17 protein-coding genes and 2 pseudogenes are annotated in these 18,831 nt (G+C 71.6%); 8 read left to right on the forward strand and 11 right to left on the reverse strand.

Annotation, left to right across the window (positions count from 1 at the left end):
* Positions 1-209: 209 nt before the first annotated feature.
* Together ACH5AC_RS17680 and ACH5AC_RS17685 are read left to right on the forward strand one after the other, a co-directional pair.
* Positions 210-3,656 (forward strand): DNA polymerase III subunit alpha, encoded by a 3,447-nt coding sequence (locus tag ACH5AC_RS17680; RefSeq protein WP_398862767.1) that lies wholly within the window; start codon positions 210-212, stop codon positions 3,654-3,656.
* Positions 3,653-4,627, forward strand: coding sequence for a DNA polymerase thumb domain-containing protein (locus ACH5AC_RS17685; protein ID WP_398862769.1), 975 nt, complete (start codon positions 3,653-3,655; stop codon positions 4,625-4,627). The genes ACH5AC_RS17680 and ACH5AC_RS17685 overlap by 4 nt, the downstream gene beginning before the upstream one ends.
* A 29-nt stretch (positions 4,628-4,656) precedes the next feature.
* Here the strand turns inward: ACH5AC_RS17685 and ACH5AC_RS17690 are convergent, their stop codons facing one another.
* Positions 4,657-5,031 (reverse strand): cupin domain-containing protein, encoded by a 375-nt coding sequence (locus ACH5AC_RS17690; RefSeq protein ID WP_398862770.1) that lies wholly within the window; start codon positions 5,029-5,031, stop codon positions 4,657-4,659.
* Positions 5,032-5,121: 90 nt separating this feature from the next.
* Here ACH5AC_RS17690 and ACH5AC_RS17695 point away from each other — a divergent pair, with 90 nt between their 5' ends.
* Both ACH5AC_RS17695 and ACH5AC_RS17700 read left to right on the forward strand, forming a co-directional pair.
* A complete protein-coding gene (locus ACH5AC_RS17695) occupies positions 5,122-5,568 on the forward strand; it encodes a MarR family winged helix-turn-helix transcriptional regulator (protein ID WP_398862771.1) in 447 nt (148 codons plus the stop codon).
* Between the two features lie 148 nt (positions 5,569-5,716).
* Positions 5,717-6,589, forward strand: coding sequence for an esterase/lipase family protein (locus ACH5AC_RS17700; protein WP_398862772.1), 873 nt, complete (start codon positions 5,717-5,719; stop codon positions 6,587-6,589).
* A gap of 79 nt (positions 6,590-6,668) precedes the next feature.
* Here the strand turns inward: ACH5AC_RS17700 and ACH5AC_RS17705 are convergent, their stop codons facing one another.
* Positions 6,669-7,634, reverse strand: a complete 966-nt coding sequence (locus ACH5AC_RS17705; protein ID WP_398862773.1) for a lytic polysaccharide monooxygenase — start codon at positions 7,632-7,634, stop codon at positions 6,669-6,671.
* A 173-nt stretch (positions 7,635-7,807) separates the two neighbouring features.
* Here ACH5AC_RS17705 and ACH5AC_RS17710 point away from each other — a divergent pair, with 173 nt between their 5' ends.
* Entirely contained in the window at positions 7,808-8,257 is a 450-nt protein-coding gene (locus ACH5AC_RS17710) for a GNAT family N-acetyltransferase (RefSeq protein WP_398862774.1), read from the forward strand.
* 13 nt (positions 8,258-8,270) lie between these two features.
* Here the strand turns inward: ACH5AC_RS17710 and ACH5AC_RS17715 are convergent, their stop codons facing one another.
* The gene (locus ACH5AC_RS17715; protein ID WP_398862775.1) at positions 8,271-8,405 is read right to left on the reverse strand and encodes a hypothetical protein; all 135 of its coding nucleotides are present in this window, start codon (positions 8,403-8,405) and stop codon (positions 8,271-8,273) included.
* A 140-nt stretch (positions 8,406-8,545) separates the two neighbouring features.
* Between ACH5AC_RS17715 and ACH5AC_RS17720 the strand changes: the two are divergent.
* Positions 8,546-9,101: pseudogene (locus ACH5AC_RS17720) on the forward strand (class I SAM-dependent methyltransferase).
* Here the strand turns inward: ACH5AC_RS17720 and ACH5AC_RS17725 are convergent.
* Together ACH5AC_RS17725 and ACH5AC_RS17730 are read right to left on the reverse strand one after the other, a co-directional pair.
* On the reverse strand, positions 9,082-9,582 hold the full coding sequence (locus tag ACH5AC_RS17725) for a DUF402 domain-containing protein (RefSeq protein ID WP_398862776.1): 501 nt from the start codon (positions 9,580-9,582) through the stop codon (positions 9,082-9,084). The pseudogene ACH5AC_RS17720 and the gene ACH5AC_RS17725 sit on opposite strands and share 20 nt — an antisense overlap.
* Entirely contained in the window at positions 9,563-10,495 is a 933-nt protein-coding gene (locus tag ACH5AC_RS17730) for a GNAT family N-acetyltransferase (RefSeq protein WP_398862777.1), read from the reverse strand. Before ACH5AC_RS17730 ends, ACH5AC_RS17725 begins: the two co-directional genes overlap by 20 nt.
* Positions 10,496-10,566: 71 nt before the next feature.
* On the opposite strand from ACH5AC_RS17730, the gene ACH5AC_RS17735 reads away from it, so the two are divergent.
* A complete protein-coding gene (locus ACH5AC_RS17735) occupies positions 10,567-10,941 on the forward strand; it encodes a GntR family transcriptional regulator (protein WP_398862778.1) in 375 nt (124 codons plus the stop codon).
* Positions 10,942-11,015: 74 nt separating this feature from the next.
* On the opposite strand, the gene ACH5AC_RS17740 is transcribed toward ACH5AC_RS17735, so the two are convergent.
* The 6 genes and pseudogenes from ACH5AC_RS17740 to ACH5AC_RS17765 all read right to left on the reverse strand — a co-directional run bounded on the left by ACH5AC_RS17740 (position 11,016) and on the right by ACH5AC_RS17765 (position 17,702).
* Complete coding sequence (locus ACH5AC_RS17740; RefSeq protein ID WP_398862779.1) at positions 11,016-11,783, reverse strand: DUF72 domain-containing protein; 768 nt, start codon at positions 11,781-11,783, stop codon at positions 11,016-11,018.
* A 23-nt stretch (positions 11,784-11,806) separates the two neighbouring features.
* On the reverse strand, positions 11,807-12,928 hold the full coding sequence (locus ACH5AC_RS17745; protein WP_398863131.1) for a DUF5925 domain-containing protein: 1,122 nt from the start codon (positions 12,926-12,928) through the stop codon (positions 11,807-11,809).
* A 131-nt stretch (positions 12,929-13,059) separates the two neighbouring features.
* Positions 13,060-13,860, reverse strand: coding sequence for a polysaccharide deacetylase family protein (locus ACH5AC_RS17750; RefSeq protein WP_398862780.1), 801 nt, complete (start codon positions 13,858-13,860; stop codon positions 13,060-13,062).
* Between the two features lie 290 nt (positions 13,861-14,150).
* Positions 14,151-15,122 (reverse strand): annotated as a pseudogene (locus tag ACH5AC_RS17755) (glycosyltransferase family 2 protein); the annotation flags it as partial.
* On the reverse strand, positions 15,119-16,003 hold the full coding sequence (locus ACH5AC_RS17760) for a glycosyltransferase family 2 protein (protein ID WP_398862781.1): 885 nt from the start codon (positions 16,001-16,003) through the stop codon (positions 15,119-15,121). The pseudogene ACH5AC_RS17755 and the gene ACH5AC_RS17760, both read right to left, overlap by 4 nt.
* Before the next feature lie 493 nt (positions 16,004-16,496).
* Positions 16,497-17,702 carry a S8 family peptidase gene (locus ACH5AC_RS17765; protein WP_398862782.1) on the reverse strand — a complete coding sequence of 402 codons (1,206 nt, stop codon included), beginning with the start codon at positions 17,700-17,702 and terminating at the stop codon, positions 16,497-16,499.
* Between the two features lie 316 nt (positions 17,703-18,018).
* Between ACH5AC_RS17765 and ACH5AC_RS17770 the strand changes: the two genes are divergently transcribed.
* On the forward strand, positions 18,019-18,825 hold the full coding sequence (locus tag ACH5AC_RS17770) for an SGNH/GDSL hydrolase family protein (RefSeq protein WP_398862783.1): 807 nt from the start codon (positions 18,019-18,021) through the stop codon (positions 18,823-18,825).
* Positions 18,826-18,831: the final 6 nt, after the last annotated feature.

The raw sequence follows: 18,831 nt of genomic DNA on the forward strand, positions 1-18,831 counted from the left end.
GATCGAGCGGGTCGCCGGGGGCGGGAGGGCGCCGTCGGCGCTCGGGTTGTTCCAGGAGCGAGGAGGTCTGTGTCATGTCCCCGCAGTCCGGGGCGACGGACGTTTCCGCAGGTGGGAGGTGCTCGCATGGTTGTCGTACACATGTTCGGGATTTGGTCTATGGTGGGGGTGAGCGGGTTGGAACGAGTGTTCGATAGCGGGAGGTGTGGATGCCGGGCTTCACGCATCTGCACACCGTCTCCGGGTTCTCCCTGCGCCACGGTGCCTCGCACCCGGAGCGGCTGGCCGAGCGCGCCTCCGAGCGGGGCATGGACGCCCTCGCCCTCACCGACCGCGACACCCTCGCCGGCACGGTCCGCTTCGCCAAGGCGTGCGCGAAGGCCGGAATCCGGCCGCTCTTCGGGGTGAACCTGGCGGTGGCCCCGCCCGAGCCGGTACGACAGGACGCGTCCGTACGACGGGACAGGCGCCGCACCCCCGTACGCGGCGGCGCCTTCGTCGACGAGTCCGCCCCCCGGGTCACCTTCCTCGCCCGCGACCGCGCCCGGGGCTGGGCCGGCCTGTGCGGGATCGTCACGGCAGCACATGAGGGCGCCACCCCCCTGCTGCCCTGGACCCACCACCACTCCGACGGCCTCACCGTCCTGCTCGGCCCCGACTCCGACGTCGGCCGCGCCCTCGCCGCCGGGCGCCCGGACCGGGCCGCGCGGCTCCTCGTCCCCTGGCGTGAGGTCTACGGCGACGCCCTGCGCCTGGAGGCCGTCTGGCACGGACGTGAGGGCACCGGCCCCGGATCCCTGCGGCTGGCCGCCCGCACGGTCGGCTTCGCCGCCGAGCAGCGGATCCGGCCGGTGCTCAGCAACGCCGTCCGGTACGCCGACCCCGGCCTGGGCCCGGTCGCCGACGTCCTGGACGCCGCCCGCCGACTGGTCCCGATCGACCCCACCAGGGAACTGGACTCGGGCGAGGCATGGCTGAAGGGCCCCGACGCCATGCGGTACGCGGCCGAGCGGATCGTGGAGGCCGCGGGCTTCCGCCGGGACACCGCCCTCCGGCTGCTGGAGCAGACGCAGGCGACCGCTCTCGAATGCCTCGTCGACGCCGAGGACGACCTCGGCATCGGCACCGTCCACTTCCCCGAGCCGCACCTCGTCGGCGCGGGCCGCCGCACCGCCCAGCGGACGCTGGCCTCGCGGGCGGCGGCCGGGATGGTGCGCCTCGGCTACACCGGCCGCCGCGCGTACTGGGAGCGGGTGCACCACGAACTGGACATCATCGCCCACCACGGCTTCGCCTCCTACTTCCTGACGGTCGCTCAGGTGGTCGACGACGTACGCGAGATGGGCATCCGGGTCGCCGCGCGCGGCTCCGGCGCGGGCTCGCTGGTCAACCACCTCCTCGGCATCGCGCACGCCGATCCGGTCGAACACGGGCTGCTGATGGAGCGCTTCCTGTCCAAGGAGCGCGTCGTGCTGCCCGACATCGACATCGACGTGGAGTCCGCGCGCCGCCTGGAGGTCTACCGCGCGATCATCGGCCGGTTCGGCACCGAGCGGGTCGCCACGGTCGCGATGCCGGAGACGTACCGCGTCCGCCACGCCGTCCGTGATGTCGGCGCCGCCCTGTCCCTGGACCCCGCCGACATCGACCGGATCGCCAAGTCCTTCCCGCACATCCGCGCCCGCGACGCCCGCGCGGCCCTCGACGAACTGCCCGAACTGAAGGCGCTCGCGGCGGAGCGGGAGCGGTACGGAAGACTGTGGGAGCTGGTCGAGGCGCTCGACGCCCTGCCGCGCGGCGTGGCCATGCACCCGTGCGGGGTCCTCCTCTCCGACGCCTCCCTGCTGAGCCGTACGCCGGTGATGCCGACCAGCGGCGAGGGGTTCCCCATGTCCCAGTTCGACAAGGACGACGTGGAGGACCTCGGGCTGCTCAAGCTGGACGTGCTGGGGGTGCGGATGCAGTCGGCGATGGCGCACGCGGTCGCGGAGGTGAGGCGGGCCACGGGCACCGGGATCGACCTGGACGCGCTGCCACCGGGTGATCCGGCGACGTACCGGCTCATCCGTTCCACCGAGACACTGGGCTGCTTCCAGATCGAGTCGCCGGGTCAGCGCGACCTGGTGGGGCGGCTCCAGCCGGCCACTTTCCATGACCTGGTCGTCGACATCTCCCTGTTCCGGCCGGGGCCGGTCGCCGCCGACATGGTGCGGCCGTTCATCGAGGCGCGGCACGGGCGGGCGCCCGTACGCTACCCGCACCCCGATCTCGAACGGCCGCTGAAAGGGACGTACGGGGTCGTCGTCTTCCACGAGCAGATCATCGACATCGTGGCGATCATGACCGGCTGCGGGCGCGGCGAGGCGGACCGGATCCGGCGCGGGCTGTCCGACCCCGAGTCACAGGGGCGGATCAAGGTCTGGTTCGCGCAGCACGCGGCGGCGAAGGGCTATGACGCGGAGACGATCCGGCGGACCTGGGAGATCGTCGAGGCGTTCGGCTCCTACGGCTTCTGCAAGGCGCACGCGGTCGCCTTCGCCGTACCGACGTACCAGTCGGCGTGGCTGAAGGCGCACCACCCGGCCGCCTTCTACGCCGGGCTGCTCACGCACGATCCCGGGATGTACCCCAAGCGGCTGCTGCTGGCGGACGCGCGGCGGCGCGGTGTGCCGATCCTGCCGCTGGACGTGAACGAGTCGGGCGTCGCACACCGTATCGAACTAGTGTCTGAATCTGACGGGGTGTGGGGGCTGCGACTCGCCCTCTCCGATGTGCACGGCATCAGCGAGGCCGAGGCCGCGCGGATCGCGGACGGACAGCCGTACGCCTCCCTGCTGGACTTCTGGGAGCGGGCGCGGCCCAGCCGTCCGCTCGCTCAAAGGCTCGCCCAGGTGGGTGCGTTGGACGCCTTCGGCGCCAACCGGCGTGATCTGCAGCTGCACCTGACCGAGCTGCACCGGGGTGCGAGGGGTGCCGGGGGCGGTCAGCTTCCGCTGGCGGGCGGCCGGAAGACCGCGCCCGCCGGGCTGCCCGACCTGTCGGAGGCGGAGCGGCTCAGCGCCGAGCTGGGTGTGCTCTCCATGGACGCCTCACGCAATCTGATGGACGACCACCGGGAGTTCCTCAAGGAGCTGGGCGTGGTGTCCGCGCGGCGGCTGCGCGAGGCCCGGCACGGCGAGACCGTGCTGGTCGCGGGCGCCAAGGCGGCCACCCAGACCCCGCCGATCCGCTCCGGCAAGCGGGTCGTCTTCACCACCCTGGACGACGGCACCGGCCTGGTCGACCTCGCCTTCTTCGACGACTCCCACGACACCTGCGCCCACACCGTCTTCCACTCCTGGCTGCTGCTGGTGCGCGGGGTGGTGCAGCGGCGCGGCCCGCGCAGCCTCAGCGTGGTGGGCGCGGCCGCCTGGAACCTCGCCGACCTGATCGAACTGCGCGACGAGGGCGGCCTCGACGAGGTCGCGGCCCGGCTGGCGGAGCCGGCGCTGGCCGGGCCGTCGCCCGAGGACCCGACGCACGGCCGGCGCGTCCGGATGCCGACCGGATACCAGATGCACCCGTGGGCCGATCTGCGGCCCGCGGGACAGGAAGCCTCACAAGGGCCTTCGGCCGTACGGAAGTTGTGGCACCAGAGTCCGGGGAGTGCGGGATGACCATCCTCTGCGTACGTTTCCAGCTGCCGCCGATGTACGAGGCGGCCCTGCCGGGGCTGCTCGGGCTCCTGGAGGAGTTCACCCCGGTCGTCGAGGCGCTGCCGCCGGACGGGGCGCTGGCCGATCTGCGCGGCGCCGAACGCTACTTCGGGCGCACCGCCGTCGAACTGGCGTCGGTGATCCGGGTCCGCGCCCTCGCACTGCACGGCGTCGACTGTGCGATCGGCGCCGGGCCCGGCCCGATGCTGGCCCGGATGGCGCTGGCCGACGCCCGGCCGGGAGCGACCCGCGTCGTCCCCGAGGACCCGGACGGCATCGCGGAGTTCCTCGCCGGCAAGCCCGTCGCCGCGCTGCCCGGCGTGGGCGCGGCGACCGCCCGCACCCTGGGCGAGTACGGCCTCGACACCCTCGGCCTGGTCGCCGCCGCACCCCTGTCCACACTGCAGCGCCTGGTCGGCGCCAAGGCCGGCCGTGAACTGCGGGAGAAGGCGGGCGGCATCGACCGAGGCCGGGTGGTCCCGAACGCGGTCACACGCTCCCTGATGACGGAACGCCCCTTCGAGCGCGACGAGTTGGACCCCGACCGGCACCGCCGCGCCCTGCTCTCGGCCGCCGAGGAGATCGGCACCCGGCTGCGCGCGCTGGAGAAGGTCTGCCGCACCCTCACCCTCACCGTGCGCTACGCCGACCGCACCTCCACCACCCGCACCCGCACCCTCACGGAGCCGACCGCGCACTCGGCGGCCCTGACGAGAACGGCGTACGGCCTGTACGAGGCGCTCGGCCTCCAACGCGCCCGCGTCCGCGCGATCGCCCTGCGCGCGGAGGGACTGACCCCCGCCGACCGGGCCTCCCACCAGCTCACCTTCGACCCCGTCGACGAGAAGGTCCGCCGCGTCGAGGAGGTCGCGGACCGGGCGCGGGCGAGGTTCGGGCCGAGGGCGGTCATACCGGGGTCGCTGGCCGCGTGAGGGGTTGGGGCGCCTGCTTGCACAGCAGGTCAGTTGGCCCACGGCGGAGTGATCCGGGTGCCGTCGGCCAACTCGGCCTCCAGGCCGATCGACGTGGTGACCCAGGACAGGGCCGTGTGATCGGTCGGATTCTCGACGCCGAAAGGCGTGCCCGGGGTCACGATCACCGTGTCGCCGGCGGTGATGCGGTGGTTTTCGCCGTCGAGGGTGATCAGGAGTTCGCCGACGAGCAGATGGAAGATCTCCTCCCGATTGACGGTGTGCACGGGGGCCTTGGTCCCCGCGGGGATCTCGCCGCGCCAGGCGCACAATTCGGTGCTTCCGGTGCGTGGGGTGGCGTACGAGACGAAGCGGGCGCCGTGGATGGCGTGGGTCATGGCTTCGGATGAGCGGATGACGGGCAAGGGTTGCCTCCCCGGGTGGAGTATGGTCAAGGAGCTTGACTATATGGTCAAGCTGCTTGACCTAGTCGTCAAGGGTGTTTCAATGCCCTCGTGCAGAACTCCGAAGCCATGGCCCTGTCCGCCGCCCTGCTCGCCGTCGCCGGGGAGCTCACGCAGCGCATCAATGACGGTGTGGTAGCCCGCGGTTTCGAGGGGGTGCGGCCCGCTCATGGATTCACCTTCGCTCGGATGGCTCCGGACGGGGCGACGGTCACCGATCTCGCCGCTCATCTCGGGGTGACCAAGCAGGCGGCCAGTCAGCTCGTCGACGAGATCGTGCGCAAGGGGTATGCCGAGCGTCGGCCGCATCCCGATGATGCCCGGGCCCGGCTCATCGTGCTGACTGAGCGGGGTTGGGCGTGTGTGCGGGCGGCGGAGGAGGTGGCTGCGGGGGTGGTGCGGGCCTGGGGGGATGTGCTTGGTGAGGGTGAAGTGCGGGCGTTGTGGGGGGCTTTGGCGCGTATTGCGCCCTGCGGTCCCGTCAGGCCCGCCTGGTGAGGAGTTTTTTTACTGACGCGTAACTTCCCACGTCACCTACTCGACCGTAACTTGTCGAGTGAACAGCATCCTCGTGATCCGGATCACAGGGCGTAAGGCCCCGCACTCTCCCCATGCCTTTCCCCATGAGCCGCAAGGAGATCACCCGATGCTGCCCTGGAAGCGAGTGCTCAGACCGCTGGCCGCGTTCCTGCTGGCCGCCGCGGCCGTCACCCTCCCCGCCGCCTCCGCCCAGTCCGCCGACACCGCCGTCGCACCGAGCGGGGGAGGCTGGAACGACTACAACTGCAAGCCGTCCGCAGCCCACCCCCGCCCCGTCGTCCTCGTCCACGGGACCTTCGCCAACTCCGTCGACAACTGGCTCGGCCTCGCGCCCTACCTGAAGAACCGCGGCTACTGCGTCTTCTCCCTCGACTACGGCCAACTGCCCGGCGTCCCCTTCTTCCACGCCCTCGGGCCGATCGAGAAGTCCGCCGAGCAACTGTCCGCGTACGTCGACAAGGTGCTCGCCGCCACCGGCGCCAACAAGGCCGACCTCGTCGGCCACTCGCAGGGCGGCATGATGCCCCGCTACTACCTCAAGTTCCTCGGCGGAGCCGCCAAGGTGAACGCCCTGGTCGGCATCGCGCCCAACAACCACGGCACCACCCTCGGCGGACTCACCAAGCTGCTGCCGTACTTCCCGGGCGCGGAGGACCTGCTCACCACCGCCACCCCCGCGCTCGCCCAGCAGATCACCGGATCCGACTTCATGGCCAAGCTGAACGCGGGCGGCGACACCGTCCCCGGCGTGCGCTACACGGTCATCGCCACCAAGTACGACGAGGTCGTCACGCCCTACCAGGGGCAGTTCCTGAACGGACCCGACGTCAAGAACGTGGTCATCCAGGACCTCTGCCCGCTCGACCTGTCCGAGCACGCGCTGATCGGACTGACCGACCGGATCGCCTTCCACGAGGTGACCAACGCGCTCGATCCGGCGCACGCCAGGCCGACCACCTGCGCGTCGGTCTTCCACTGACCGGGAGCAGAGCTGTCGCCGGGGCCCGACCGGCCTGAGCCGCCGGTCGGGCCCCGGAGTCCGTACGTCCGTACGGTCCTCAGCGGGCCTCACGGCCGCCGGTCACCGCGCGCCGCCGCACCGAGGCGAACAGCACCGCCGAGCCCAGCGCCAGGACGGCGGCGCCGCCGACCGCGAGATACGTCGTGCTCGCGTCGCCGCCGGTCTCGGCGAGGTTCTGCGGGGCACCGGCGGCGCGCGGCGCGTTGGCCGGGGACGACGAGTCCTCGGCGGGCTCCGCGGTTGGATCCGCCGTGGTCGTCGCGTCGTCGTCCCCGTGGCCGTTGTGCTCGATCGTCGACTTGTCGGTACCGGCCTCGATCTGCTGCTCGGACGGCGCCGATGCCGCCGGAGCCGGGCCGTCGCCGCCCCCGAAGGTGACGTCCGAACAGGAGTAGAACGCCTCCGGGCTGTCCGAGCGCTGCCAGACCGCGTACAGCAGATGCCGGCCCGAGCGCTCGGGAAGCGTGCCGGAGAACGTGTAGAAGCCGCCCCTCGCGACCGGGTCCGTGGCCGTCGCGACGGGGTGCTCCAGGTCCAGGTCCGACCAGGCGAGCGGCTTCGCCGGGTCGTAACCGGCCTTGGTGACATACACCTTGAAGGTGCCCCTGTGCGGGGCCGTCACCCGGTACTTGAAGGTGTACGACCCACTGCTCACGCTCGTCGCCGGCCAGTCCGCGCGTGCCAGGTCGAGGCCCTTGAACGCCTCGTTGTTCGCGCTGCACAGCGTGCCGTCCGGGATCAGCTCCTGGTGGCGGCCGTTCGCGTCGCCGATGCGGACGCCGTTCCAGTCGTACAGCGCCTGGGTGCCACCGGCCGCGACCGCCGCCGCGCAGGCGGCCGACTTCGGGCTCTCGGGGCCCTCCGCGTAGCACTGCGCGACCCTGCTGACCGGGTCGCCCATCGAACCGTGTGCGGCGGCGGGCGCGGCGGACAGCGCGGTCAGTGCGAGCGGGGGCAGGCCAAGGGCGGCGACGAGGGCGGCCGTACGGCGGCGTGCGGGCATGCGGGAACTCCTCGGAACGGTCACTGGGTGCGCGGGCTGCGTGCATCCCCTGGGGGCGATCCGAAGCTAGCCCGGACGGACCGTGAAATCGCCTGCTGGAGGCGGGTGATGGAGATCCTTATGGTCGCGTTAAGGAAGCGCTGAGCCTGGCATCAGACAGCTACCGTGCGCACATGAGTGACAACGGGATCCGGGCGGCCGACGCCGCCGACACACCGGCCGTCAAGGCCGTCACGGACGCGGCGTACGGCCACTACCTGGAACGCATCGGAGTGATGCCCCAGCCCATGGAGGCGGACCACGCGACGAACGTGGCGGCGGGCAGGGTGTTCGTGACGGGGGATCCGGTGGTCGGGCTCGTGGTCGTCGAGGTGTTCGAGGACCATCTCTTCCTCGACAGCATCGCCGTCCACCCCGACGCGCAGGGCACGGGCGCGGGGCGACGGCTGCTGGGGTTCGTGGACGCACACGCGCGTGCGCTGGGCCTGCCCGAAGTGAGGCTCTACACCAACGCGCTGATGTGGGAGAACCAGCGGATCTATCCCAAGTACGGTTACGAGGTCGTGGCGCGCCGCGTGGACGGCCCCTACGACCGCATCCATTACCGCAAGCGGCTGGACTGACGAACCTTTCGGTTCAGCCGTCCGGCCACCAGGTGCGTGCGATGTCCTTCCGGATCTCCGGACGGCCGGCAGGGCGCTCGTCGGCTTCCTCGCGGACCTTGTGGCTGTCCGTCTTCTTCAGGGGCTTCTGCACGGTTACGCGGCGCATCGCTGCCTCCTTCAGGGCTACCGGGTTCCGCATTCTCACGGAGGTAGACCCTTTGGGCGAGAGTTCCTCATCGGCCACCGGTCTGTCAGTGGCGGCTGTCACGATTCGCACTGTCAGTGGCGGGTGTCACTCTTGGGTGCATGGTGAAGAGCACGGAATCGAGTGACGGTTCGACTGCGGGGCGTGTCGACTGGGACGCGGCCGCCCCGGCCTTCGACGACGAACCCGATCATGGACTGCGCGATCCGCGGGTGCGCGCGGCCTGGGCGGATCGGCTGCGCGGCTGGCTGCCGGAGCGCCCCGGCGACGTCCTCGACCTCGGCTGCGGCACCGGCAGTCTGTCGCTGCTCGCCGCCGAGCAGGGACACCGGGTCACCGGCGTCGACCGCTCGGCCCCCATGCTCGACCTGGCCCGCACCAAGCTCGCCGGGCATGACGCGGAGTTCCTCCACGGTGACGCCGCGGCACCACCGGTAGGGAAGCGCCGCTTCGACACCGTGCTGGTACGTCGTACTGGTGGAGGGCGTGTGGGGGACCGTCAACCCGGTCGGCATACCGGCGGACCGCCTCACCGCTCTGCTCACGCCACTCGTGGAGCACATACGCCTGGAGCGGCTGTCGCCGGACGTGCGGCTGTGGGGTGGGGCGGTGGCGGACGAGCGGTATGTCGTGGTGGCTAGGCGAGCAGGGGGGTGAAGGGGCCCTGGTGGGCCAGGGACTCCAGTTCGGCCAGTGCGGACAGGGCGGCGGACGCGGCCCGGGGGTCAGACTGGCGCAGGCCGCTCTGCTCGAACTCGTCCTCGTCCAGGCGTCGTACGTCCGTGCCGTCGGCGGAGCGCCACAGGTCCAGGTCGAGGTCCTCGACGACCAGCTCCGTGCCGGAGAGGGTGGCCGGGCGGGTGATGTCGCAGTACCAGCCCTTCACGGTGCCTGTCGCGTCGCGGACCTCCTTCACCGAGTACCAGCGGTCGCGCCAGTAGTACTCCGTGAAGACGTCGCCCGGCTCGAAGCGGACGAAGCCGAAGTCGCGTGTCGCCTCGCCCGCCCAGGGCGCGCGGACGGCGACCCGGGTGCCGTCGTCCGACAGCAGCTCCGCCGGGTAACGGATCTTCGTACGGCCCGCCTTCACCAGGACGACGTCCACCACGCGGGGAGCTTCAGCCGAGTTCGCGGACATGGCGCACCTCCGTCGCGCGGACCTCGTAACCGAACCACTTGTTGATCGCGAGCATCGGGCCGTTGTCCGTGTCGTTGCCCGTGTACGCCTCCGAGTACCCGGCCTCGCGGGCGCGGCGCAGGGAGTAGTTCTTGACGAGCTTGGCCAGACCCCGGCCGCGGTAGGCGCGGACGGCGCCGGTCATGCCGGAGAGGTAGCGCGTCACGCCGTCGGTGTGGGCCACGGTGAAGGCGGCGGGGCGGCCGTCGACGACCGCGACCGAGGTCAGCTCCAGGTCGACGAGGGGGTGTTTCCAGTTCTCCTCGATCCACGCGTCGTAGTCCGTGAACTCCGCTGAGATGTCGCCCGGTTCGTCGAGCACTGTCTCGGCGTCCAGTCGGAAGAGCGGGCGCGGGTCGTCCGCGTAGTCGGCGGCCGTGCGCAGTTCGACGCCGGGTGGGAGGGCCGACGGGAGGGGCGGCAGGTCGGCGTGGGTCAGGTCCAGGCGGAGGAAGTGGGCCGAGCGGCTCGGGCGGTAGCCGCGCCGCTCCGCGTGGGCGCGGTGGGCCGGCTCGTCCAGTACCCAGGTGAAGACCCTGGTCACGCCGTGCGCCGCCAGGTGCTCCTCGCCGGCCCGGGCCAGGAGCGTGCCCGCGCCGCGCCGCGTCCGCGCGGGGTCCACGTACACGTTGACCGAGCCCAGGCCGGGCTCCGGGCTGTCATGGGCGACACGCACCTGGGCCGTGCCGATGATCTCGCCGTCCTCCTCGGCGACCAGCATGCGGACATGGGCGTCGGGGTGGGTGTGGGCGAGCTCGTGGAGCAGGGAGTCCGGGGTGGACAGGAGGTAGGGCAGCGCGCGGTGGCGGGCGCGGACGAAACCCTCCGCGTCGGCGCGTACGCCCGGGCGCAGGTCGCGGACGATGATGGTCATGTGAGTGGACGCTACGGCGGAGGCGTGCGGGGTGCCTCCCATTTTCCGGCGGGGACGGGGAGAATCGGGGCGTGACCTTGAAGATCCACATCGATGAGGGCGCCGCTCCGCCGTACGAGCAGGTGCGGGCGCAGATCTCCGAACAGGCGCGGTCGGGCGAGCTGCCGGTGGGGTACCGGCTGCCGACGGTGCGGGGGCTGTCCGAGTCGCTGGGGCTGGCGGTGAACACCGTGGCCAAGGCGTACCGGGCGCTGGAGACGGACGGGGTGATCGAGACACGGGGGCGCAACGGCACGTTCGTCGCTGCCGCGGGCTCGGCCGCGGAGCGGGAGCTGGCCGCGGCGGCGCAGGCATATGCCGAGCGGGCTCGGCGGTTGGGGGTGGGGGAGGAGGCGGCGGCGGCCGCTGTGCGGGATGCCCTGCGGGCGGCTCGTGGGGAGGGCTGAAACAGGGTTCGGCACCGCCGGATCGCGCCGTCGTGGCTGAGCACCGCTGCGGCGGAAAATGGGGGGCGGCGGAATCAAGGCGTCGGTGTGAGAAGGGCGCGGGTCGGGTGTAGGCCCGCTCGTGTCGCCGTTCTCGCGAACGCGTGTGCGTTTCGCACGGCGGCGCCGCCCGGGTCGTTGTTGAAGTAGGCGTAGACGTCGTCGTCGGTGTGCCAGGTGGTGGCGATGCGGTCGAGCCAGGTTTCCAGGGCTCGGCGGCCGTAGTGGGGCCAGGGGTGGGCGAGGCCCTCGTGGAAGCGGAGGTAGCCCCAGGTGGTCGTGCGCCAGAGGGGGGTCGTCGGGCGGGAGCGGGCGTCGGCCCAGCACAGGGCCGCGCCACGGGACTCCAGGACCGTACGGACGGCCGGGGTCCACCAGGAGTCGTGGCGGGGTTCGACGGCGACCCGGGTGCCGGGCGGGAAACGGGACAGGCAGGTGTCCAGGAGGGCGGGGTCGGCGCGCAGGGTCGGGGGGAGCTGCAGCAGGACCGGGCCGAGGCGGTCGTCCAGACCCTGCGCGTGGCTCATCAGCCGGTCCACCGGCTCCTCCGGGTCCCGCAGCCGCTTGATGTGGGTCAGATAGCGGCTCGCCTTGACCGCCACCACGAAGTCCGGCGGCACCCGGTCCCGCCACGCCTCGAAGTTCTCCCGCGTCGGCAGCCGGTAGAAGGCGTTGTTGATCTCGACCGTGGCGAAGTGCGCGGCGTACTCCTCCAGCCAGAGGCGCATCGGCAGCTCCGGCGGGTACAGGACGCCTCTCCAGTCCTTGTACTGCCACCCCGAGGTGCCGACGTACAGGGGCATACCCCCATCAAAGCACTGCAGGACTACAGATACAGGCCGGCGTCCGCGCCGGCGCGCGGCTCCGGCAGGGACGTCGGGGACGTGCCCCGGCGCAGGGCGTACAGCTCCGCCAGCGTCGCCCCGTCCCGCCCGACGGCATCCTCCCGGCCGTGGGCCTCACTGCCGAGCCAGTCCACCGCCTCCCGGTGGGTCAGCCGGCCCACTTCGATACGGGCCAGGCAGCGGCCGGGGCGGACGACGGCCGGGTGGAGGCGCTCCAGGTCCTCGTTGGTGGTGACGCCGACCAGGACGTTGCGGCCCTGGCCGAGCAGGCCGTCGGTGAGGTTGAGGAGGCGGGACAGCGCCTGGCCCGCCGTGTGCTTGGCCTCGCCGCGGATCAGCTCGTCGCAGTCCTCCAGGAGCAGCAGCCGCCAGCGGCCCTTGCCGGTGGAGTCGTCCTCACCGATCGCGATGTCCATCAGATAGCCGACGTCGGAGAAGAGCCGCTCGGGGTCCAGGACGCAGTCGACCTGGCACCAGTCCCGCCAGGAGCGGGCGAGGGTGCGCAGCGCGGAGGTCTTGCCGGTGCCGGGCGGGCCGTGCAGCAGGAGCAGCCGGCCGGCGATGTCCTCCGGGGTGGTGCGCATCAGGCGGTCCATGGCGTCCGCCACCGGCGCCGTGTAGTTCGCGCGCACCTCGTCCCAGGTGCCCGCGGAGATCTGGCGGGTGGTGCGGTGCGGGCCCCGGCGCGGGGAGACGTACCAGAAGCCCATGGTCACGTTCTCCGGCTGGGGTTCGGGCTCGTCCGCCGCGCCGTCCGTCGCCTCGTCGAGCACCTGCGCGGCCAGTTCGGCGCTGGTCGCGGTGACGGTGACGTCGGCGCCGCGGTTCCAGCGGGAGATCAGCAGCGTCCAGCCGTCGCCCTCGGCGAGCGTGGCGCTGCGGTCGTCGTCGCGGGCGACCCGCAGCACCCGGGCCTCGGGCGGCAGCAGGGTCGCACCGGTGCGTACGCGGTCGATGTTCGCCGCGTGCGAGAACGGTTGCTCGCCTGTCGCGAAGCGGCCGAGGAACAGCGCGTCGACGACGTCGGACGGCGAGTCGGAGTCGTCGACGGTGAGCCGGATCGGCAGAGCGTCGTGTGGGTGTGCGGCAGACATGCCGCCCATGATCGGGCACAGGAGGCCCCTGTGCACCCGGTTTCCGTGGTGCGTCCGGTGTGTCGGGAACCGCGCCGTGCGCCCGGAGTGCGCGCGGTCTCGTACCCGCCGGGCGTCCCGACGGGTACGGAACCGCCGCGTCAGCCCACGGCGTCCGCCGCGAGCCGGACCGCCCGCCGGGTCCTGCGGACCACCGCGTACCCCTTGGTCAGGGCGCGGTCCCTGGCGAAGGTGCGGGCGATCGCCCGGCCGTCGAGGAGCCGCTCGAACTCCTCGCCGGTGGTGCTGCGCCGTACCGTCACCCGCCGCAGGGCGTACGGTCCCTGCGGCCGGCGGGCCAGGGCATTGCCGACGGCGAGCGCCTGCGTGAAGCCGTGCTCACGCACCGCGGCGCGCACCCGGCGGCTGGAGTAGCCGTACGGGTAGGCGAACGACACCGGCAGGGCGCCCAGTTCGTCGGCGACGATGTCCCGGCAGCGGGCCAGCTCGGCGCGCAGGGTGCCGTCGCCGAGCTGGTCGAGCTGGGGGTGGGTGTGGCTGTGGCCGCCGATCTCGACGTCCGCGGCGGCCAGTTCGCGCACCTGCCGCCAGTCCAGCATGGTGTCCAGGCCGCCGCCGGTGTCGTACGGACCCCGGATCCAGCCGGTGGAGACGAACACGGTGGCCGGGAAGCCGTGCTTGGCCAGGACGGGGAGGGCGTGCCGGTGCACGCCCTCGTAGCCGTCGTCGAAGGTGATCAGGACCGGGCCGGCGGGCAGGGGCCGGCCCGCCCGCCACCGCGCCGCGAGGGCGGCGGTGGTGAGCGGGGTCAGCCCGCGCTCCGCGATCCGCCCCATCTGCTCCGCGAACGCCTCCGGCGTCACCGACAGGGCGCGCGTCGCGTCGTTCGGCTCGACGGACACCGCGTGGTACATCAGGATCGGCACCCCCGCGCGGCTCATACGACATCCACCTCCGCCGACCGGCCTGCCGCCCCTTCACTTGTGGCAACCGGCTCGGCCGCCGTGTCCGGCTGCGCGGTGGTTGAAGGGTTCGGCCGGCCTGTCGCGCCTTCGCTTGCGGGGACCGCTGGGTCCGGCTGTCCGGTGGCCGTGGGGTTCGGCTTGTCCGGTGCTCTTCGTGCGCCCGCCGCGCCGGCGTTGCCGGTGCTCGTCGACTCCGCTCCTTTCTCCGCTCCTTCCTCCGCTTCTTCTTCCAGCCCTTCCTCTGCCCCTTCCGCCACGGCCTTCGGATCGATGGGTACGACGGCGAAGGTGGTGCCGTTGCGCCGGGCACGGAGGGTGCCCACGAGGTAGCCGCCGGCGGCGGTGAGGACGCCGGTGACGATGGCGGCCGCGCGGCGGGCGCCGCCGCGGCGGGCCAGGGCGGCGTCGCGCAGGCCGCGGACCACGCCCGCCGGGAGGACCCGGGTGGTGTAGCGGCGTTCGGATTCCAGGCCCTTGCCGGTGCCGACGCTGCGGGCGACGAGGGCCTTGGAGAGGCCCTCGGCGTAGGTGCGGGTGCGGAAGTAGCCGAAGCGCTCGCGTCCCGCGGGGACCTTGTGGTGGATGACGGCTCTGTCGTCGATGAGCAGGACGGCGTCGGGTCTGGCGTGGCTGAGCCGGATGCACAGCTCCGTCTCCTCGCCGCCGAGCGGGCGTTTGTCGCCGTCGCGGCCGATGCCGGTGGCGAAGCCGCCGACCAGGTCGAACGCGGTGCGCCGGAAGGAGGCGTTGCCGCCGAGGATGTTGCGCACCCGCACCCGGCCGGGTGGCAGCCCCCGGTAGGAGCAGCCGACCACCCAGTCGAACTCCTCCGGGAACCACACGGGCCGCTTCCCGGAGGACCACACGGGCTGCGCCTTTCCACCGACGGCCAGCACCCGCGGGTCGGTGTAGGGGTCGGCGAAGCGGCGCAGCCAGTCCCGCTCGGCGACGGCGTCGTCGTCGAGGAACGCGATGACCTCACCGCGCGACGCGGCGACTCCGGTGTTGCGTCCGGCCGACAGCCCGCGCGGGCCCGCGTTGGGCAGCACCCGCACCTCGTCGTCCTCCTTGTACTCCCGGACCAGCCGGTCCAGGAGAACCGGGTTGTGGTCGACGACCACCAGGGTCTCCAGCGGCGGGTGACTCTGCGCGCGCACCGAGGCGACCGCGGCGAGGATGTCCTCCCAGCGGTCCTCGGTGTACACGCAGATCACCACCGAGATGTCGATCGGGATCAATGTGCCTCTCCCCGCACCGAGTCGAGCAGCGGCGAGTGGTGCGGACGGCGGCGCAGAGCCCGCCGGTTGGAGCGCTCCTTGAGGATGACCCGCAGCACGCGCAGCCCGTCCCGCACGGCACGCAGGTTGCTGACGCCGTGGATGCGCAGGTACTCGTGGCTGGGGATCTCCTGCACCTTCAGCCCCGCCTTGACGACCCGGATGTTCATCAGCGTCTCCACCTCGAAGCCGGTGCAGTCGAGGTCGATCTTGTCCAGGCAGTGCCGCCAGAAGGCGTTGTAGCCGTAGCACAGGTCGGTGTAGCGGGCGCCGAACTTGCGGTTGACGACGGCGCACAGGGCCCGGTTGCCCAGCCGGCGGATGAAGGTCATGTCGTCGGTGCCGCCGCCGTTGGCGAAGCGGGAGCCCTTGGCGAAGTCGGCGCCCGAGACGAGCGCGGAGACGTACGACACGATCTCGTTGCCGTCGGCCGAGCCGTCCGCGTCGACCATCACGATGATGTCGCCGGTGCAGGCCGCGAACCCGGTGATCAGGGCATCCCCCTTGCCCTTGCCCTCCTGGCCGACCACCCGCACGCCGGGCCACAACTCACGGGCGACCTCGACGGTGTTGTCGGTGGAGTTGCCGTCCACCAGAACCACCTCGTGGATCCAGTCCGGCAGGGTCTTGAAGACGTACGGGAGGTTCTCCGCCTCGTTCATGGCGGGGATGACGACGCTCACCGGCGGCGCGATCGCCAGGTGAGAGGAGATGGGACGGTACTTGCCGGCGGTCGACGGATCCCGGTGGTCCTGGTGATCGAGGTCGCGGAGATCCCCGTCACGGAGATCCCCGTCGCGGTGATTTTGGTCCGATGTCGCCGGCTGCAGAACGGAACTCATGAGTCTGGTCCCTCTCGTCCGGTGGGCAGCCCGCCCCTGGGCAGCCCGGTCCATGTCCGGTTCGAAAGGGGGGTTTCTCACCCGTCGCGCTCACGGGCACGGCAAGGCCGTCTCCGCGCACGCCGGGTGAGCTGGCAAAGCTGACCGGCTCCGGAAAACGGCCGCCGGTCGCGCGGCACGGCTCGGTCACATGTGCGGTCACCGAGCACGGCACCCCCCTACCGCGCCCCGCGCCGGGATCCGTCGCGGTCCTTGAGCCCTCCCCTGGAACCGCGTGCTGACGGACCGATGCGGGTGAGATGTATGACGGTATTGATGATTGAGCCCGTATGGCAAGACCAGGGACGAGGCTCACCTTTTCGTTCTTTTGACCGTTACACTACGGCTCGTCCCGTCATGGTTCCCTGCTTTTCGGAAAATAAGAAGGCTCCCCGGAAGCGGCGGACGCCTCCGGGGAGCGGTGGGGGGATGTCGTGGGGGGAGGTGCGGGACGTTACGGGACGAGCCTCAGCAGCCGGTTCGGCGAGCCGGAGCCCGGGCTGGTGACGACTGAGGTGGTGGCGCCGTTGACCAGCGCCGTGGCCACCGCGGCGGGCGTCGCCGAGGTGTGGCCGGCCAGGTAGACCGCCGCGGCGCCCGCGACATGCGGGGTCGCCATCGACGTACCGGAGATCGTGTTGGTCGCGGTGTCACTGGTGTGCCAGCCCGCCGTGATGGACGAGCCCGGCGCGAAGATGTCAAGGACGGAGCCGTAGTTGGAGTAGCTCGCCCTGGCGTCGGTACTGGTGGTGGCGCCGACGGTGATCGCCTCGGTGACCCGGGCCGGGGAGGACGAGGAGGCGTTGGTGTTGCTGTTGCCGGCCGCGACCGCGTAGGTGACGCCGCTCGCTATGGAGTTGCGTACGGCCGTGTCCAGGGCTGCGGAGGCGCCGCCGCCGAGGGACATGTTGGCGACCGAGGGGCCGGAGTGGTTCGCCGTCACCCAGTCGATGCCGGCGATCACGCCCGCCGTGGTGCCCGAGCCGCTGTTGTTCAGCACCCGGACCGCCACGATGTTCGCCCGCTTGGCGACGCCGTAGGTGGTACCCGCGACGGTGGAGGCCACATGGGTGCCGTGGCCGTTGCCGTCCTGCGCGACGTTGTCGTTGTCGACGGCGTCGTAGCCGTTGCGGGCCCGGCCGCCGAAGTCGCTGTGGCTGATGCGGACGCCGGTGTCGATGACGTACACCGTCACACCGCTGCCCGCGCTGTCCGGGTAGGTGTAGGTGCCGGACAGCGGACGCGAGGTCTGGTCGATGCGGTCCAGGCCCCAGGGGGCGTTGGACTGCGTGGCGTCCATCCGGACGGTCTGGTTCTGCTCGACCGAGGCCACGGCCGGGTCGGCCGCGAGTCTCCTGGCCTCGGCCGCGGAGAGGGTGGCGGTGTAACCGTTCAGCGCGGCGCCGAACGTCTTGTCGACGCTGCCGCCGTACTTGCCGACCAGGCTCCTGCCTTTGCTCGAAGCGGCCTTGAGGCCCGTCCCCTGCTTCAGGGTGACGATGTAGCTGTCCTTGATCGCCGTGGGGGAGTCGGCGGCAAGGACCCTGCCCTCGGCCGGGGCGGCCTGGGCGGGCAGGGCGGTCAACCCGCCCACGAGGGCGGCGGTCGCCAGACCGGTGATCGCGGCGAACCGGAGCTTGCTGCTACGCAGTTGTGCCATTACGAGGGAGTCCTCCTCAGGCGGGGCGCGCGCCGGGGTGGGGCGCGCGTCTGTGGGGGGTGCGCGCTCTGCGCGCGCACGGCCCCGAAGCGTCGCGTTCCGCTTGGGGCTGGAGTAAAGAGTCGGCCGTCTACGTGGGTAGATCAAGAGAGTTGAGCTGCCGTCAACAAACTTGTCATGAACGCGTAACAGAACGCACAGGCGACCCACAGGAACAGATGTGTGGATGCCCTGAAAGTCTTGGCATGGACACTTCCCGTCAACACGCGTAGTTGCTACGACAGTTGTGGCAGAGATCCTGCTAAAGGGAGGTTCCATGAGACGTTCCCGAATCGCGGCATTCGTCAGCTCAGTCCTCCTCGCCGCCGGCACCGCCCTCACCGGGGCCGCGACGGCGCAGGCGTCCCCACTCGCCGCAACCGGCGGCTATGTGGCCCTCGGCGACTCCTACTCGTCCGGCGTCGGCGCGGGCAGCTACATCAGCTCCAGCGGCGACTGCAAGCGCAGCACGAAGGCGTACCCCTACCTGTGGAACGCCGCCCACTCCCCCTCGTCGTTCACTTTCGCGGCCTGCTCGGGCGCTCGAACGGGTGATGTTCTGGCGAACCAGCTCGGCGGCCTCAACTCGTCCACCGGCCTCGTCTCGATCAGCATCGGCGGCAACGACGCCGGCTTCGCCGACGTCATGACCACCTGCGTGACCAGCTCCGACAGCACCTGCATCTCCCGCATCAACACCGCCCGCGCGTACGTCGACTCGACGCTGCCCGGCAAGCTCGACACCGTCTACGACGCGATCAGCAGCAGAGCACCCAACGCCCGGGTCGTCGTGCTGGGTTACCCCCGCTTCTACAAGCTCGGCACGACCTGCGTCGGCCTGTCCGAGACCAAGCGCAAGGCCATCAACGACGCTTCGGACCACCTGGCCGCGGCGATCGCCAAACGGGCCGCCGCCCATGGCTTCGTCTGGGGCGACGTCCGGTCCGCCTTCACCGGCCATGAGATCTGCTCCGGCAGCTCCTGGCTGCACAGCGTCAACTGGTTCAACATCGGCGAGTCCTACCACCCGACCGCGAACGGCCAGTCGGGCGGCTATCTCCCGGTGCTCAACGCCAACGACTAGGAACGA

It is taken from the genome of Streptomyces sp. NPDC018693, assembly GCF_044391385.1.
In the GTDB taxonomy this organism is placed as follows: Bacteria; Actinomycetota; Actinomycetes; order Streptomycetales; family Streptomycetaceae; genus Streptomyces.